Here is a 15,863-nt window from a genome sequence, read left to right on the forward strand (position 1 = left end):
GCTTATTTGCTGCCACCGGCTTGCGCCGCAAACGTCAGCTTTTCATAGCCGGCCAGGCGCGCCGCTTCCATCACGTGGATGACCATCTGGTGCATGGCGAACTGGTCGGCATTGACCACCACCACGGGCGTCTGCGCAGGCGCCTTGCCGCCGTTGGCCGCCTTGGCCGCGTTTTGCAGCGCATCGGCCAGGCCGGCCACGTCGCGGAACGAGACGGGTTCGCGGTTGACCGTGTAATTGCCCTTGGCATCGATGGTGACGTCGATCTGCTGCGGCTTGTCCCTGGCTTGCTCGGCGTCGGCCGTCGGCAAGGTGATCTGCAACTCCGTAAATTTGCTGTAGGTGGTGCTGACCATCAGGAAGATCAGGATCACCAGCAGCACGTCGATGAACGGGATCAGGTTGATTTCGGGGTCTTCACGCCCCTTGCCTTTGCGGAAGTTCATTGGCGGCCACTGTGGACGATGTCGACGAATTTGACCGCTTGCTGCTCCATGTCAATGACGAAGCTGTCGACGAGGGCGCGGAAGTGGCGGTAGAAGACCAGGGCCGGCATGGCGATGGCCAAGCCGAAGCCGGTGTTATACAAGGCCACCGAGATGCCATGGGCCAACTGGGCAGGATTGGAGCCGCTGGCGTTTTGCGAACCGAAGATTTCGATCATGCCCACCACCGTGCCAAACAGGCCCATCAGCGGTGCCAGGGTGGCGATGGTGCCCAGGGTCGTCAGGAAACGTTCCAGCGTGTGGGCCACGCCACTGCCCGCCTCTTCGATCGATTCCTTCATCACCTCGCGCGGCGCGTCGACATTGCGCAGGGCGGCGGCCAGCACCACGCCCAGCGGCGAATTGTCTTCCAGCTTGGCCAGCGTATCCGGCGTGATCTTGCCGCTGCGATACACCTGTACCACTTCATCGAACAGCTTGCGGGGCAGAATCTTGGCGCGTCGCAAATACAGCAGGCGCTCGATGATCAAGGCCAGGGCGACGATGGAAGCGATCAACAACAGCCAGATGGGCCAGCCAGCGGCTTGAAATATAGCGAGCAAAAGAAACTCCTGGTAAAGGAAGGCGGTGAATCGCCCGGACAGCCTGTATTGTACCGAGCGCCGAAGACCGATGGCATGTCGGCGCGGGAATGGCGCAATGTAGCGCGTTGCCGCGCCGGCGGCAAGTGGCGCCCGCATGCGTACTTGTCCACACGGCGCGGCGGGCGGGCACCACCAGCGCACAGTTTTGCACACTTTGTGTGGATAAGATTGTGAGCAAACATGAAGTCCAGCATGCAAGTGCTTGATTCACATGGAAAATATGATTCTGCGCAAAATACAGGCATAGCAGCTTATCGACAGTAGTCAATGTCAATAAATTAATAGTTACAGAGTTCTGCACATTAACTGTGGACAAGATTGTGCGCAAAGCCGAGGAATTCAATTAAGCCATTGATTTTAAAGGATATTAAATCAATGCACAAAAAAGTGGCAAACAGAGCGAAACGTGCGGCATTTCCAGCGTCAAAGTTCTGCACACAATCTGTGGACAAGATTGTGCGCAAGCGCAAGAATAGACGCCAAGTACCTTGATTTATATCGTTTTTATTGCCCTGCATAAAAATGTAGCAAGGGCTGAAAAGCGCAGGTTTTCATGCCAAAACCTATCGTCAAACACTACTTTTCCACCGCCAATACAGTTCCACACATAAAGTGTGGATAAGATTGTGAGCAAGCCGATTGACTCCCTGCAAGAGCCTTGATTTAAAAGGAGTTTTTTTCAATGCTCAAAAATAAGGCAGCGATGCAGCCTGTGCATGCCGTGGAAAACCCGGACAAACCACGAAACGGTTTATGCAGTTTTGCACACATTCTGTGGATAAGATTGTGAGCAAGGCGTACACCTGGATGCTACACCCTTGATTTATATGGTTATTTTTATGCTGCGCAAAATTCAGGCAAGCCATGCCATGGCCGTTTCAGTGGATCATTCCGGCGCTGCGCCAGAGTTCTGCACATTTTTTGTGGATAAGATTGTGCGCAAGGCCAGGCATGCGATACTAAGCGCTTGATTCCTATGTACTTTATTTCCATGCGCAAAAATGTGGCAGCGCATTTTCCTTTGCCGAAAGGGGCCTGTCCGGCAACAATTGTCCAAGGCAAAAAGTTCCGCACACTTTCTGTGGATAACTTTGTGCGTAAGTGGCAGTGGCTGCACTGATGTGCTTGATATTAAAGGTTTTTTTCCCTGTGCACGCAAATCAGGCATACGGGAATTGTGCATGAAATCAAATACTTAGAAATAGAACTTGTTGTTTTGCGCGATATATGACATAAGCATGACCTCGCCGATAATATGTGGACAGCTTGCTTCTTTCCCCTTGCCAGATGATGAACGACACCCCGACTGACAGCGGCTTTGCCGCCCCACCCGTGCTGACCGTCAGCGCCCTGAACCAGGCCGTCGCGCGCCTGCTCGAACGCTCGTTTCCCCTGACCTGGATCGCCGGCGAGATTTCCAACTTCACGCGCGCCGCCTCCGGCCACTGGTACTTCACCCTCAAGGATGACGGCGCCCAGGTGCGCGCCGTGATGTTCCGTGGCCGCGCCCAGTTTGCCGGCTTCACGCCGCGCGAAGGCGACAAGGTGGAAGTACGCGCCCTCGTCACCCTGTACGGCGCGCGCGGCGATTACCAGATCAACGTGGAAGCCATCCGCCGCGCCGGCGTGGGCGCCCTGTATGAAGCGTTCCAGCGCCTGAAGGAAAAATTGGCCGCGCAGGGCCTGTTCGACCAGGAACGCAAGCGCGCCATCCCCATGTTCGCGCGCAGCATCGGCATCGTCACCAGCCCGCAGGCGGCCGCCCTGCGCGACGTGCTAATCGCGCTCAAGCGCCGCGCGCCGCACGTCTCCATCATTCTGTACCCGACGCCCGTGCAGGGCCAGCAGGCGCCGGAAAAAATCGCGCACGCCATCCGCACCGCGTCAACAAGGGCCGAGTGCGACGTGCTGCTGGTATGCCGTGGCGGCGGCAGCATCGAAGATTTATGGTCGTTCAACGATGAAGCCGTGGCCCATGCGATCGCCGACTGCTCCATGCCCGTGATCAGCGGCGTGGGCCACGAAACCGATTTCACCATCGCCGACTTCGCGGCCGACCTGCGCGCGGCCACGCCGACGGCGGCGGCCGAACTGGCGGTCACGCCGCGCGCCGACTGGCTGGCCTCCCTGCGCGCCGATGCGGCCGACCTGCGCCGCGCCATGCGCCGCCGCCTCGACGACGCGGCGCAGACGCTGGACCGCCATAGCCGCCGCCTGCTCAACCCGAAGGCGCAGCTGCAGCAGCAGCGTTTGCAGCTGCTGGCCCTGTCGACGGCCATGACGCATGCGGCGCGCGCGCCCGTGAACCAGTCGCAGTACGCGCTCGAACGCCTGCGTTCGCGCTGGGTCGCCTTGCGGCCCGACGTCACGGCGCCGCGTACCCGCCTGGTGGACATGCAGCGGCGCGGCGGCGCGGCCATGGCGCAGCTGGTGACGCAGCGGCGCCACCGCCTCGACGGCCTGGCGGCGCAGCTGGAACTGTTGAATCCCCAGCGCACCCTGGAACGCGGCTACGCGATTTTGCGCGACGAAAAAGGCGCCATCGTGCGCTCGCCGTCGCAGCTGCAGGCGCGCCAGAACGTCAACGTGCGCCTGGCCGAAGGCAGCGCGCAGATCGGCATCGCCAGCGTGCAAGCCACCCTGGAATAAGCGTTAGCGTAAAAAAGGCCGGGGAAGGTCCCCGGCCCAACACCTGCCCTACTGAGTGGACTGCTACTGCAACTGCTCTTTCACACGACCCAATTTAAAACTTCATCGACACGCGCGCGCCGACCGTGCGCGGCGCGTTGTAGAAGGCGCCGTAGATCTGCTGCGTGGGCTGGCATGGCATGCCCACGTCCGTGCAGATTTCATTGACGTCCAGCTTGACCGCCTTGTCGGTGGCGTTCTGCACGAACGCTTCCACCGTATAGGCCTTGTTCGCCGGCTGGAAGCGCAGACTCAGATCCAGCGTGGTGTAGGCTTCCTGGCGCTTGACGCCCGTATGGCCCGGCACGTCGCCGTTGAAGGCCCCGGCACCCACGTACGACATGGTTTCGTAGTGCACCGAGGCGCGCGGCGTGAGCTGGCCGCCGGCGACAGTGAAATCATGCTCGTACTGGACGGTCGTGGAAAACTTCGGCGCATGCTTCATGGTGCTGCCGCCCACGTTCACCAAAGGCGCCGTCGAACCGCAGGACTGGCCATTCGCGCGCGCCGCGTCGACGTCGCACGACATGAAATCATCGTACACGGCTTTGAGCCAGGTGGCGTTGCCCGTCAGGCGGTCGACCTTCGTTGGCCGCCAGACCCACTCCGCTTCCAGCCCCTTGACGGTGGCGCCGGCCGCATTGAAATTGGCCAGCACGCTGTTGACCACCTGCGATTCGAGCTTGTCCTTGTACTTCATCAAAAACGCGTCGAGGTTCAGCGTCAGTTCACGGTTCAGCAAGTCCGACTTGAAGCCGATTTCATAGCTGGTCAGCTTTTCCGGCTTGGTGGTGGCGCCGCCGTCGCCGATGGCCGGCGAGTGGAAGCCCGTCGTCACGGAACCGAACAGCAAGATGTCCGGACGCAGCTTGTACTCGATGCGGCCCAGCCAGGTAGCCTGGCCGTATTTCAGGTCGGCCGTATTGTCGCCCGGCGTATTGCCGCAGCTGGCCGCCGTGATGGCGCCGCCTGGCCCGATATTGTGCGTGTTGGCCAGGCCCGTGCCGGGCGTGACCAGCTGGCGCAGCTGGTCGGCGGTAAGCACCGTGGTGCCCAGCGGCGTGTTCGCGGGCCAGTTCGGGCAGGCCCAGTTCTTGCCGCCGATATCGAACTTATGGTCTTTCGTGTAGCGCGCGCCGGCCGTCAGCTTGATCTGGTCCGTCACCTGCTGGCTGACCTGGCCGAACACGGCCTTGGATTTCAACTGGCGGTCGCCCTGGATGAAGGACATGGCCGAGGCATACTGGCCCACGGTCGGCTGCACGAAAATCACGGCGCCGTTGGCGATATCCTGCTGCACGGCCGCCTGCGAAATCTGGCTGCGGTCGATATCGAAGCGCACCTTGTTCTTTTCATTGAAGAGGAACAGGCCGGCCACCCACTGGAATGGCGCATCGTCGTCCGAACGCGCCTGCAGCTCGTGCGAATAGCTGTCGAACTGCGCCCAGTCGGTGCGGTTTTCCGATTTGAAGCCGGGGAACAGGCCCGCATCGGCATCGTTGCTGTTCTGGCGCTTGTAGCGGCTCCAGCTGCCCAGGTACGTGAAGTCGAGCGCATCGGTCGGCTTGTAATTGAGCTTGCCCTTGTAGGTCAGAATCGACTGGTCCAGGGTGCCTGGCGTGTCGATCAGGGCCGAGCGCAGCTTCTCGCCCGGCTTCGGTTCGGCCGCCAGGTAGACGTTGCCGGCACCCTGGTCGAGGAAGTAGTCGGCGATGAACGTGCCGCGCAGTTGCGGCGTGAACTTCCACAGCAGCGAGGCGCGCACGCCCATCTGGTCGCCGGCGCCATACTTGGCCGTGCCCGGCATGACGTTCGAGCCGCGGCGGAAGTCCACCGTGCCGTCATGGCTATCCTTGATGGCGGCGATGCGCAGCGCCACGTCGTCGGACAACGGGATATTGAGCATGCCCTGCGTCTGCAAATGGCGGTAGTCGCCCACGGTGATGCCGGCCGAGCCCATGAACTTGGCCGTGCTCGGCGCGGCCGACACGAGGTTGACGGCGCCCGCCGTCGAATTGCGGCCATTCAGGGTGCCCTGCGGTCCGCGCGCCACCTCGACGTGCGACAGGTCATACATCAGCGCCGTGGCCCCCTGGGGGCGCGGCGAATACACGCCATCGACATAAAAGGCGACGGCCGGGTCGCCCAGCTCCGTGTGGTTGGCCGAACCGACGCCGCGCATGTAGACGTGCACGCCGCCCGAGTCGCCATGCTGCTCGACGACGAGGCTCGGCACCATGGTCGCCAGCGAGGCCAGATCTTTCACCTGATTGTTTTGCAGGGTGTCCTGGTTGAAGGCGGTGACGGCCAGCGGCGTCTCCTGCACGAAGGTGTTGCGGCGCGTAGCCGTGACGACGATGCGGTCCATCTGTTCGGCTGCCGGTTTTGCCGCGTCCGTGGCTGCTGTGTCCTGTGCCAGCGCGGCGCCGCTGCCCAGCAAGATGAACTGGGCGAAGGTCGCATGCGCCAGGCTGAGGGCGATGGTATTGCGTTTGAGCTGTTGCATTATTGTTGTCTCCTGTACCGCTGGTTGAATGATGATCACATAGCTCTTTGGCTATTGCTGCACATTTTTGGGGTGTCAATCTGAAGTCATGTCGCCTCCGTGCGGGGTCAATGGGTGGCCACGGCGCGCCCGGCCGTGTCGAATAGAAAGGCATGGCCCTCTTCCGGCGCGAAGCCGATGGCGCTGCCCTGCGCCAGCGCGTGGCGCGCCTCGCCATGCAGCTTGATGGCCACCGCGTGCGGGCCGCCGTCGATGCGACCGTCCAGCGTCGCGTGGATGATCTGCGCGTCGCCCAGCTGCTCGATCAGCGTGACCGTGGCGCCGTAGCCTTCATTGCGCGGCACCAGGCGCAAATGCTCGGGGCGTATGCCGACCAGCATGCCGGCCTCGCCACCGAGTTCGCTGGCCAGTGCCGGCACGGCGGCGCACGGCAAAAAGTTCATGCGCAGCGCGCCGATGAAGCCGGCCACGAACTGGCTGGCCGGATGGCGGTACAGGTCCAAAGGCGCGCCCACCTGCTCCAGGTGGCCGCCGTGGAAGACGGCGACCCTGTCACCGAGCGTCATCGCCTCGACCTGGTCGTGCGTGACGTAGATCATGGTGGTGCCCAGTTCCTGGTGCAGCTTGGCCAGCTCGATGCGCGTCTGCACGCGCAGCGAGGCGTCGAGGTTGGACAGCGGCTCGTCAAACAAAAACACCTTGGGCTGGCGCACGATGGAGCGGCCGATGGCCACGCGCTGGCGCTCGCCGCCGGACAAAGCCTTCGGTTTGCGGTCGAGCAGGTGCGTGATCTGCAGGATCTCGGCCACCTTGCCGACGGCCGCCCGCACCTCGGCGTCTGGTTTACCGGCCAATTTGAGGGCAAAACCCATGTTGTCGCGCGCCGTCATGTGCGGATACAAGGCGTAGCTCTGGAAGACCATGGCGATGCCCCGCTCGGCCGGCGCCACGTCGTTGGCCAGCAGGTCGCCGATGCGCAGCTGACCCGCGCTGATGTCTTCCAGTCCGGCGATCATGCGCAGCAGGGTCGACTTGCCGCAGCCGGACGGCCCGACGAAGACCATGAATTCGCCGTCATGGATATCGAGGTCCAGGCCCTTGACGATTTCCGGGCCGTCGCCGTAGGTCTTGCGGATGCCGCGCAGGGAAATGGCGGCCATGTCAGTGCTCCCCGACCAGGGCAACGGCATGGGACGCGCGCTGGGCGAGAATAAAATCGCGGTACCACAGGGCGCTGTCCTTGAAGCTGCGCTGCTGCGTGGCGTAATCGACGTACAGCATGCCGAAGCGCTTGGCGTAGCCCGAGTTCCACTCGAAGTTATCCATCAGGCTCCAGTAGAAATAACCGCGCACGTCGATGCCCTGCGCGATCACGGCGCGCAAGGCGTCCAGGTGCAGCCGCACGTACTCGATGCGCGGCGCGTCGTGGATCTTGCCATCGACGGGCTTGTCGGCCACGGCCATGCCGTTTTCCGTGATGTAGACGGGCGGCAGCCGGTATTCGCGGTGCAGGCCCACCAGCAGCTCCGTCAAGCCCTGCGGATAGGTCTCCCAGCCCATGTCGTTGACGCCGAGCTTGCACTCGGGCTTGCGCGGCGGCGTCTCGGCACTCATGAAAGCGCGCGTGTAGTAGTTCACGCCGAGGAAATCGATGGGCTGTTTGATATCTGTGAAATCGTTTTCAAAGATAGCTAAAGCAGAAGCATCCGGGTGTTTCAGGGCCAGCGCCGGGTAGCGGCCCTTGAAGATGGCATCCATATACCACTGCACCGAGCGCGCATATTCGAGTTCGGCCAGCGCGCGGTCCTGCGCGCTGTCGGTGGCCGGCGTGGCCGTCCATTGATTGAGCACGATGCCCAGTTTCGCCGGCACATTCACGGCACGCATCGCCTGCATGGCCAGGCCGTGCGACAGCAGCAAGTGGTGCGACACTTGCACGGCGGCGGCCGGGTCGGCCATGCCGGGGGCGAACTGGCCCGTGCCGTGACCCAGCACGGCCGTGCACCACGGTTCGTTGTGCGTGGCGATGCTGGCGACCTGGTGGCCGAAGCGGCGCGCCACCTCGGCCGCGTAGACGGCGAAGTGGTAGCAGGTGGCGCGATTGAGCCAGCCACCCTCGTCCTGCAAGGCTTGCGGCAAGTCCCAGTGGTACAGGGTCAGATGAGCGTCGAGTCCCTTGGCGGCCAGCGCGTCGAGCAGGCGCGCATAAAAGGCAAAGCCGGCCTCGTTCCAGGCGCCGGAGCCCGTGGGTTGCACGCGCGACCAGGACATGGAAAACCGGTAGGCGTTCACGCCCAGCTTGGCGATCAGCTCCACGTCATCCAAGTAGCGGTGATAGTGGTCGCAGGCCACGTCGCCATTGCTGCCGTCGATGATCTTGCCTTCCGTGTGGCTGAAGGTATCCCAGATGGACGGGCCGCGGCCGTCGATGGCGGCCGCGCCCTCGATCTGGTAGGCGCTGGTGGCCACGCCCCAGGTGAAGGTGGCGGGAAAGTTGGTATCGCTGTCGTCGTTATGCATGGTGGTGGTATCAGTGTGAGGGGTTGAAATAAGTGAGTGCATCAGCCTTTGACGGCGCCTTGCGTCAGGCCTTCTATGAGGCGTTTCGAGGCGACAAAAAACATCAGCAGCAGCGGCAGCACGGCAATCGCGGCGCCCGTCATCAGCGCGCCCCACTCCGTGTTGTTCGGCGCCTGCATGCTGCGCAGGGCCAGCGGGATCGTATAGTTCTCGACCGAGCGCATGACCACCAGCGGCGTGATGAAATTGTTCCACGAGTTGATGAAGGTGATCAGGCCCAGGGTCCCCATGGCGGGGCCGATCAGCGGCAGCACGACCCGCCAGTAGATGGCAAATTCGCCGCAGCCGTCGATGCGCGCCGCCTCGATCAGGTCCCTGGGAATGGCCGTGCCGATGTACTGGCGCATCAGGAAGATACCCAGCGCGCCGGCCGCTCCCGGCACGTACAGGGCGCGCGGCTGGTCCAGCCAGCCGAGGAAATCCATCAGCATGAAGGTCGGGATCATGTTCATGAACGACGGGATGATCATCGACGCCATCACCAGGGTGAACAAGGGCCGCTTGAAGCGGAATTCGTACATGGCGAAGGCATAGCCGCCCAGCGAACAAAAGAACAAGGTCAGCGCGGTGGTCATCAGGGCCACGTACAGGCTGATGCCGATGTTGCGCCAGAACGGCAGGCGCTCCTGCAGCAGCTCGATGTTGTTGAGCAGGGCCGTGCCGAACCAGCGCGGCGGCGGCAAGCTGTAGATCTCGGCGCTCGTGTGCGTGGCGAAGACGAACATGAAGTAAAACGGCGCGACCATGATCAGGGCGCCGATGGCCACCATGGCGTAGGCCGTCCAGCGGGTGGTTTTCATCGGTTCTCCTTGCGTTCATTGCGGCTGAAAATGCGGTTATTCACCCAGGTGGTGCTGGCGATGATGAGGAACAGCAGCCAGGAAATGGCCGACGCCGTGCCGAAGTCGCCCGAGGAAAACGCCGTCTTGTAGACGAAGATGGCCGTCGTCATCACCGACTGGCTCACGCCGCTCGATTCGGCCACCAGCACGAACGGCTCCTCGAACAGCTGCAGGTTGCCCATGATGGTGAGTGTCACGGCCAGGTAGATCATGGGGCGCAGCTGCGGCAGGGTGATGTACCAGAATTGCTGGCGCGTCGAGGCGCCGTCGATGGTGGCCGCTTCATACAGGTCCTTGGGGATGACCTGCAGCGCGGACAGATACAGCACCAGGTTCCAGCCCAGGTAGCGCCAAAAAATGACGAAGGCGACGGCCGGCTTGATGAACAGCGAGCTGCCCAGCCAGTCGATCGATTCGGCCGGGAACAAGCCGCCCACCAGCGGCAGGCTGGCGCACCATTGGAGCAGCACATTGATCTGGCCATAGTCGCGCGAGAATAGGGTGTTGAAGACCATGGCGATGGCCACGCTGGAGGTGATGAACGGTAAAAAGTAAATGCCGATCACCAGGTTGCGCGAGCGCTTGAAGCTGTTGTGGATGAAGGCCGCCAGCGGAATGGCCACCAGGTGCTGCGGCACGCCCGAGGCCAGCGCCAGCCACACGGTATTGCCCAGCGAGCGCAGAAACCACGGATCGCTCAAGGCATATTTGTAGTTGTCCAGGCCCACCCACTGCATGGCTTCCACGCCGCTGGCCGCTTCCCACTGGTTGAACGACAGGTAGATCGAAAACAGCAGCGGGAACAGGCTGAAGACGGCGAACAGGATGAAGAAAGGGCTGATGAAAATGTACGGCGCCCACTGCTTCATGTTGTAGCGCTTTCTGGCGGGCCGCGCCGCGGCAGCAGCGGGCGCGCCCTCGGTACAAGGCATGGAGGTAGTCATGCTGCTCCTAGCGCCGCGCGCGGTGGGTGATCAGGGCCTTGGCGTCGGCCAGCGCCGTCTTGATATCCTTGTTTTGCGCCAGCACGCTTTCCAGTTCCATGTTGACGATGTCGCGCGCCACGGCGTCGAACTTGTCGACGCGGATGACGGGAATCTTCGCCGCCGTGTCGCGCGCCAGCAGGCGCGTTTTCTGGCCGCCGAAATACGCCTGCGGCTCGTCCATCATCGGGTCCGCATACGCCGCCGTCAATGCCGGGAAGGCGCCGATCTCTTTCAGCGAGTGCAGCTGGATATCCTTGTTGACGGTCATGAACTTGATGAATTCCCAGGCTTGCACCTTGTTGCTGGCCTTTTTCGGTATGCCGTAAAAAGAGCCGCCATACGACGCCAGCGCGCCGGCCGGCAAGTTCGCCGCGCGCCACTGGCCGGAAGAAGCCGGCGCCAGCCACTTGGCCAGGTGACCACTGAGCCACGATCCCATCATCTGGCTGGCCACCTTGTCGCGTTTAAAACCTTCGGCCCACTCACCCGTCCAGGCCACGGTGCGCGCGTCGATGCCCGCCACGCGCGCCGCCTTGGCCAGTTCGAAGGCTTTCACGAAACGGGGCGAGTCGACCAGCACCTGCCCCTTGTCGCCAAAATAAATGCCTTCGCCATCCTTCAGATTGGCGCGGATGACAATGTCGGCCAGGTCGCTGGCGCCGGCCAGCAGATAGGTGCCGGTGGCGGCCTTGAGCTTCTTGCCGGCCGCGATATACGACTCCCACGAGGCCGTCAAATCGCTTTCCTTGATGCCCGCCTTGTCCATCAAGTCCTTGCGGTAGAACAGGGTGCCTGGTCCCAGGTCGGCCGGCATGGCGCCCAGGGTGCCGCGCGAGCTGGTCGCCTGCACGAAGGTGAACGGCACGAACTGGGCGCGGTACTGCCCTGCCCCGTAAGGCGGCAGCAAGAGGTCTTCCATGCCCTTCGATTCGGCGAAGCTGCCGACATAGCGGAAGTCGATGGCCATCACGTCGGGCAGGCGCGCGCCGGCCGCCAGCGCCGTCGTCATCGAGTTATGGTGGTCGTCGATCTGCAGGCTGACCAGCTTGACCTTCACTTGCGGGTACAGCTTTTCCCACAGGGGCAAGGCCGTCTTGACGGCGCGGTCCAGGTCGGGGAAGGAGGCGACAGTGATGGTCGCCGGGGCCAGCGCCGGCACAGGCGGCGCGACGGGGGCGGCGGCCACGCTGGCGGCCAGGGTCAGCGCGGCCAGGGGGGCGGCGCCAAGGATGCTTGACTTCATTATTTCATCTCCGTTTATTGAGCGTCTTCTATCTTGAAAACGTTTTCACAACATGCGTCCATTTAACACCGCAAAGAAAATCAAGTCAACCGAAAAAGTTGTCATTTATTTTAAGATGGCTGACCGACATGCTGCCGACACGGCCCCTTCTCCTATGAAAAGCGGGAAAAATGGCGCTTGAAAAAAACTGTGGCTTTTTATGAAAACGTTTTCAGACGTAGATCGGATTAGCGCGCGAGCGCGTAATCCGACGCATTGTTGGCGGCAAAAGCATGGTTCCTGCGCATTGTTGGCTGCGCTGTGTCGGCTTACGCCCTGCGGGCTAACCCGACCTACCCCGGCCTGCGGTCGTTATCGGCCGTTTATGGTAATCTTTCACTGAAAAGGTTTTCAGAGCACTGACAACCAGCCATCTTGATACCCAGGAATCACCTTGAACGATAGCGCCCACGCTGCTCCCCCTTCCACCCTGCTCGACGTGGCCCGCCAAGCCGGCGTGTCGCCCAGCACCGTCTCGCGCATCCTGAACGGCACGGCCAGGGTCTCCGACGACAAGCGCGACGCCGTGCTGGCGGCGATTGCGCACATGAAGTTTGCGCCGAACCAGATGGCGCAGGGTCTGAAAAAGGGCCGCTCGATGACCATCGGCATCGTGGTGCAGGATATTTCCAGCCCCTTCTTCGATGAAAGCCTGCGCGGCGTGGACGATGGCTTGAAAGACACGGGCTACGCGTCCGTCATCGTCAGCGGGCACTGGAATGCGCAGGAAGAGGCCGACCGCATCCGTTTGCTGCTGGCGCGCAAGGTCGACGGCATCATCCTGCTGTCCGGACGCATCTCGGATCAGAGCGTGCTCGATTTCTCGCAGCAGCGCCCCATCGTCTCGACAGGCCGCCTGCTGGCGACGAAAAGCGCCATCGGCTTCAAGCTCGACAACGAATACGGCGCCTACCTGGCCGTGCGCCACCTGGTGGAACTGGGACACCGCCGCATCGCCTTTGTCTCCGGCCCGGCCAACAACACGGATGCGGCCGAGCGCCTGACGGGCTACCAGCGCGCGCTGCGCGAAGCGGACATCGCCATCGATCCGAAGCTGATGGTGGAAGGCGATTTCCACGAGGCCAGCGGCATGCTGGCCATGAACCATCTGTTCGATACGCAGCAGCAATTCAGCGCCGTCTTCGCCGCCAACGACCTGTCGGCCTACGGCGTGCGCCTGTGCCTGTACCGCAAGGGCATCCGCGTGCCCGACGATATCTCGCTCGTCGGTTTCGATGACTTGCCCGGCTCGTCCTACACGACGCCGCCGCTGACCACCATCCACCAGCCGCTGTACGACATCGGCCGCATCGCCACCGAAGCGCTGCTCGGACTGATCAATGGCGAAGCCGTGCAGGCGGCCATTCCGCCGCTGGAACTGATCGTGCGCGAGACTACGCGCCGCATCCGCTAAGGATTGCACCATGATAAACCTACTGCGCAGCCCACTCTCGGGTCGGCGTTGCTCGCTGTACTTTTTGTACAGCTGCGCTACTCAACCCGATATCGGGCTTGCTCGCTACGGTTTCTCAAGGTGCTGACGCTTCACCATATACCAATATTTTCCTGAACGAGAATCACTACGCCGACGGCATCCGCGACGCGTGTGGGAATCTGCAGCAATGGCGCATCCGCTTTACAATAGTGGCTCGTTCAGCAAGAATGCTTGGTTCAAGCACGCAAGGCTCAACCCTCCGGCCCCGGCCGGAAGACTCCGAACACTCACCATAAAGGGACATCACATGGAACATACTCTGCCACCACTGCCGTATGAAATGGACGCTCTGGCGCCGCATATTTCGAAAGAAACCCTGGAATACCACTATGCCAAGCATCACCAGGCGTATGTCACCAACTTGAACAACCTGATCAAGGGTACCGAGTTCGAGAACCTGTCGCTGGAAGAGATCATCAAGAAATCGTCGGGCGGCATCTTCAACAATGCGGCGCAAGTATGGAACCACACCTTCTACTGGAACGGCATGAAGCCGGCCGGCGGTGGCGCTCCTACCGGTGCCGTGGCTGACGCGATCAACGCCAAATGGTCGTCGTTCGACAAGTTCAAGGAAGAGTTCACCAAGTCGTGCGTGGGCAACTTCGGTTCGGGCTGGACCTGGCTGGTGCAAAAGGCCGACGGTTCCGTCGACATCGTCAACACCTCGAACGCCGGCTGCCCTTTGACCACCGGCGACAAGCCACTGCTGACCTGCGACGTCTGGGAACACGCCTACTACATCGACTACCGCAACCTGCGCGCCAAGTACGTGGAAACGTTCTGGGGCCTGGTCAACTGGGAATTCGTTGCCAAGAACTTCGCGTAAGCGGTTCCTGACAACGTAAAACGCACGCATCCGCGGCCTGCGCCGCAGTGACGTGTCCTGGAAAGAAGCCTGCGCTTGCGAGCGCGGGCTTTTTTTTGTCCGCGAAGCAGGCAACGGTGGAAGGCACTGGTCAAACGAACAAGATCCGCATGCAGCATATTATAAAATACGCAAGTGCACGCCCGTGCTCATCGGCCAGCTTCGCCGCCATCCCTTGCTGAAAGAAAACAATGAAAAAATTCATGCTTGCCCTGCTCGTCCTTGCCTCCGGTTCCGCCTTCGCCAACTCGGCCTGCGACACGCCGCGCAACGACTTCGACGGCCTGTATTGCCTGAACAAGGTGTACCAGGAAGCGGACAAGGAACTCAACGCCAACTACAAGAAGCTGAGCGCCCAGCTCGATGCCAGCGGCAAGCAAAAGCTGAAATCGGGTCAGTTGGCGTGGATAGCCAACCGTAACCAGAACTGCTCCAAACGCGAAGCGTCTGGCTTCTATGTCAACCTCGATTGCGCCACCCAGACCACCATCGAACGCGCACAATTCCTGCAAGACCGCGTGCGCGAATGCGTCAGTGCCGGCTGTCAGAACAGCAAATTGTGAACTGAAGCTGCGCCAGCGCAAACGGCGGCGGGCGACAGGCGCCCATACTGACCGCTCCGATTTCTTTCCCGTTTGCGCCATGAGCAAACTCATCGACATTCCCCTGCGCCACTGGGACGCCAGCGGCAGCGCGGCGCAGCAGGCGGCGGCGCTGCAGGCACTCGAAGAGGGGCAAGTCGTGTGGCTGCCCGCTCTGGGCTTTCCCCTGCAACAGGAAGAGCATGCGCTGCTCGAAGGCGTGGCGGGCAGCGCCAAGAACATCAGCTGGGAACCGGCGCGCGGCGTGCGCGGCCACGACGATGCCTGCGATGCGTCCCTGCTGGCCGCGCTGATGCAGCGCTATGCGGGGCACACACAGCGCTTGCTGGCCGGCTTGCTGCCTGGCTATGTTCCCCATCTGCAGCAAGGCAAGGGCAGCTTTCGGCCCGTGGAAATCGCCGGCCGGGCGACATCCTGGCGCAAGGACGATACGCGCCTGCATGTCGACAGCTTCCCCTCCGCACCCACGCAAGGCCGGCGCATCCTGCGCGTCTTCACCAACATCCATCCGCGCGGCGCTCCCCGCGTGTGGAAACTGGGCGCGCCCTTCGAGCAGGTGGCGCAGCATTTCTTACCCGTCGCGAAGCGTCCGCAACCCGTTCTGGCAGCCCTGCTGCAATGGCTGCACGTCACCAAGTCGCGGCGCACGCCCTACGATCACTACATGCTGCAGTTGCACGACGCCATGAAGGCCGATCTGGATTACCAGGCGCAGGTGGAGCAGCAAACGCATGCGTTCGCGCCGGGCCAGACGTGGATCGTCTTCAGCGACGCGGTATCGCACGCGGCCCTGCGGGGACAACATGCGCTGGAGCAAACCTGGTTGCTGCCCGTACGCGCCATGGCCGCCCCGCACAAATCGCCGCTGGCCATCCTCGAGCGGCAGCTGCAACGCCCCTTGGCCTAGCCGGGCCGAGCTGCCAGGCC

Annotated in this window: 13 protein-coding genes; 5 read left to right on the forward strand and 8 right to left on the reverse strand. The window is 62.1% G+C overall.

Annotated elements, in window-relative coordinates; translation table 11 throughout:
* Positions 1-2 precede the first annotated feature (2 nt).
* Both ACP7DW_RS06970 and ACP7DW_RS06975 read right to left on the reverse strand, forming a co-directional pair.
* A complete protein-coding gene (locus ACP7DW_RS06970) occupies positions 3-446 on the reverse strand; it encodes an ExbD/TolR family protein (RefSeq protein ID WP_426054778.1) in 444 nt (147 codons plus the stop codon).
* Positions 443-1,048 (reverse strand): MotA/TolQ/ExbB proton channel family protein, encoded by a 606-nt coding sequence (locus ACP7DW_RS06975; protein WP_426054777.1) that lies wholly within the window; start codon positions 1,046-1,048, stop codon positions 443-445. The genes ACP7DW_RS06970 and ACP7DW_RS06975 overlap by 4 nt, the downstream gene beginning before the upstream one ends.
* A 1,329-nt stretch (positions 1,049-2,377) precedes the next feature.
* Here ACP7DW_RS06975 and xseA point away from each other — a divergent pair.
* On the forward strand, positions 2,378-3,739 hold the full coding sequence (gene xseA, locus ACP7DW_RS06980; RefSeq protein ID WP_426054776.1) for an exodeoxyribonuclease VII large subunit: 1,362 nt from the start codon (positions 2,378-2,380) through the stop codon (positions 3,737-3,739).
* A gap of 94 nt (positions 3,740-3,833) precedes the next feature.
* Here xseA and ACP7DW_RS06985 read toward each other — a convergent pair whose 3' ends face one another.
* The 6 genes from ACP7DW_RS06985 to ACP7DW_RS07010 form a co-directional block, all read right to left on the reverse strand.
* Positions 3,834-6,284 (reverse strand): TonB-dependent receptor, encoded by a 2,451-nt coding sequence (locus tag ACP7DW_RS06985; protein ID WP_426054775.1) that lies wholly within the window; start codon positions 6,282-6,284, stop codon positions 3,834-3,836.
* 107 nt (positions 6,285-6,391) lie between these two features.
* A complete protein-coding gene (locus tag ACP7DW_RS06990; RefSeq protein WP_426054774.1) occupies positions 6,392-7,444 on the reverse strand; it encodes an ABC transporter ATP-binding protein in 1,053 nt (350 codons plus the stop codon).
* A gap of 1 nt (position 7,445) precedes the next feature.
* Positions 7,446-8,804 carry a GH1 family beta-glucosidase gene (locus ACP7DW_RS06995; protein ID WP_426054773.1) on the reverse strand — a complete coding sequence of 453 codons (1,359 nt, stop codon included), beginning with the start codon at positions 8,802-8,804 and terminating at the stop codon, positions 7,446-7,448.
* Positions 8,805-8,845: 41 nt separating this feature from the next.
* Complete coding sequence (locus ACP7DW_RS07000; RefSeq protein ID WP_096234333.1) at positions 8,846-9,664, reverse strand: carbohydrate ABC transporter permease; 819 nt, start codon at positions 9,662-9,664, stop codon at positions 8,846-8,848.
* Positions 9,661-10,650, reverse strand: coding sequence for a carbohydrate ABC transporter permease (locus ACP7DW_RS07005; protein WP_426054772.1), 990 nt, complete (start codon positions 10,648-10,650; stop codon positions 9,661-9,663). Before ACP7DW_RS07005 ends, ACP7DW_RS07000 begins: the two co-directional genes overlap by 4 nt.
* Before the next feature lie 7 nt (positions 10,651-10,657).
* Complete coding sequence (locus ACP7DW_RS07010) at positions 10,658-11,935, reverse strand: ABC transporter substrate-binding protein (RefSeq protein ID WP_426054771.1); 1,278 nt, start codon at positions 11,933-11,935, stop codon at positions 10,658-10,660.
* Between the two features lie 433 nt (positions 11,936-12,368).
* Here ACP7DW_RS07010 and ACP7DW_RS07015 point away from each other — a divergent pair, with 433 nt between their 5' ends.
* The 4 genes from ACP7DW_RS07015 to ACP7DW_RS07030 all read left to right on the forward strand — a co-directional run bounded on the left by ACP7DW_RS07015 (position 12,369) and on the right by ACP7DW_RS07030 (position 15,843).
* A complete protein-coding gene (locus ACP7DW_RS07015) occupies positions 12,369-13,388 on the forward strand; it encodes a LacI family DNA-binding transcriptional regulator (RefSeq protein WP_071078929.1) in 1,020 nt (339 codons plus the stop codon).
* 328 nt (positions 13,389-13,716) lie between these two features.
* Positions 13,717-14,295: a superoxide dismutase [Fe] gene (gene sodB, locus ACP7DW_RS07020; RefSeq protein ID WP_071078930.1), complete on the forward strand. Its 579-nt coding sequence runs from the start codon at positions 13,717-13,719 to the stop codon at positions 14,293-14,295.
* 230 nt (positions 14,296-14,525) lie between these two features.
* Complete coding sequence (locus ACP7DW_RS07025; RefSeq protein WP_071078931.1) at positions 14,526-14,897, forward strand: lysozyme inhibitor LprI family protein; 372 nt, start codon at positions 14,526-14,528, stop codon at positions 14,895-14,897.
* A gap of 79 nt (positions 14,898-14,976) precedes the next feature.
* On the forward strand, positions 14,977-15,843 hold the full coding sequence (locus ACP7DW_RS07030) for a Kdo hydroxylase family protein (RefSeq protein WP_426054770.1): 867 nt from the start codon (positions 14,977-14,979) through the stop codon (positions 15,841-15,843).
* Positions 15,844-15,863 lie beyond the last annotated feature (20 nt).

It is taken from the genome of Janthinobacterium sp. PSRC1-1 (assembly GCF_049897525.1).
GTDB lineage: Bacteria > Pseudomonadota > Gammaproteobacteria > Burkholderiales > Burkholderiaceae_D > Janthinobacterium > Janthinobacterium tructae.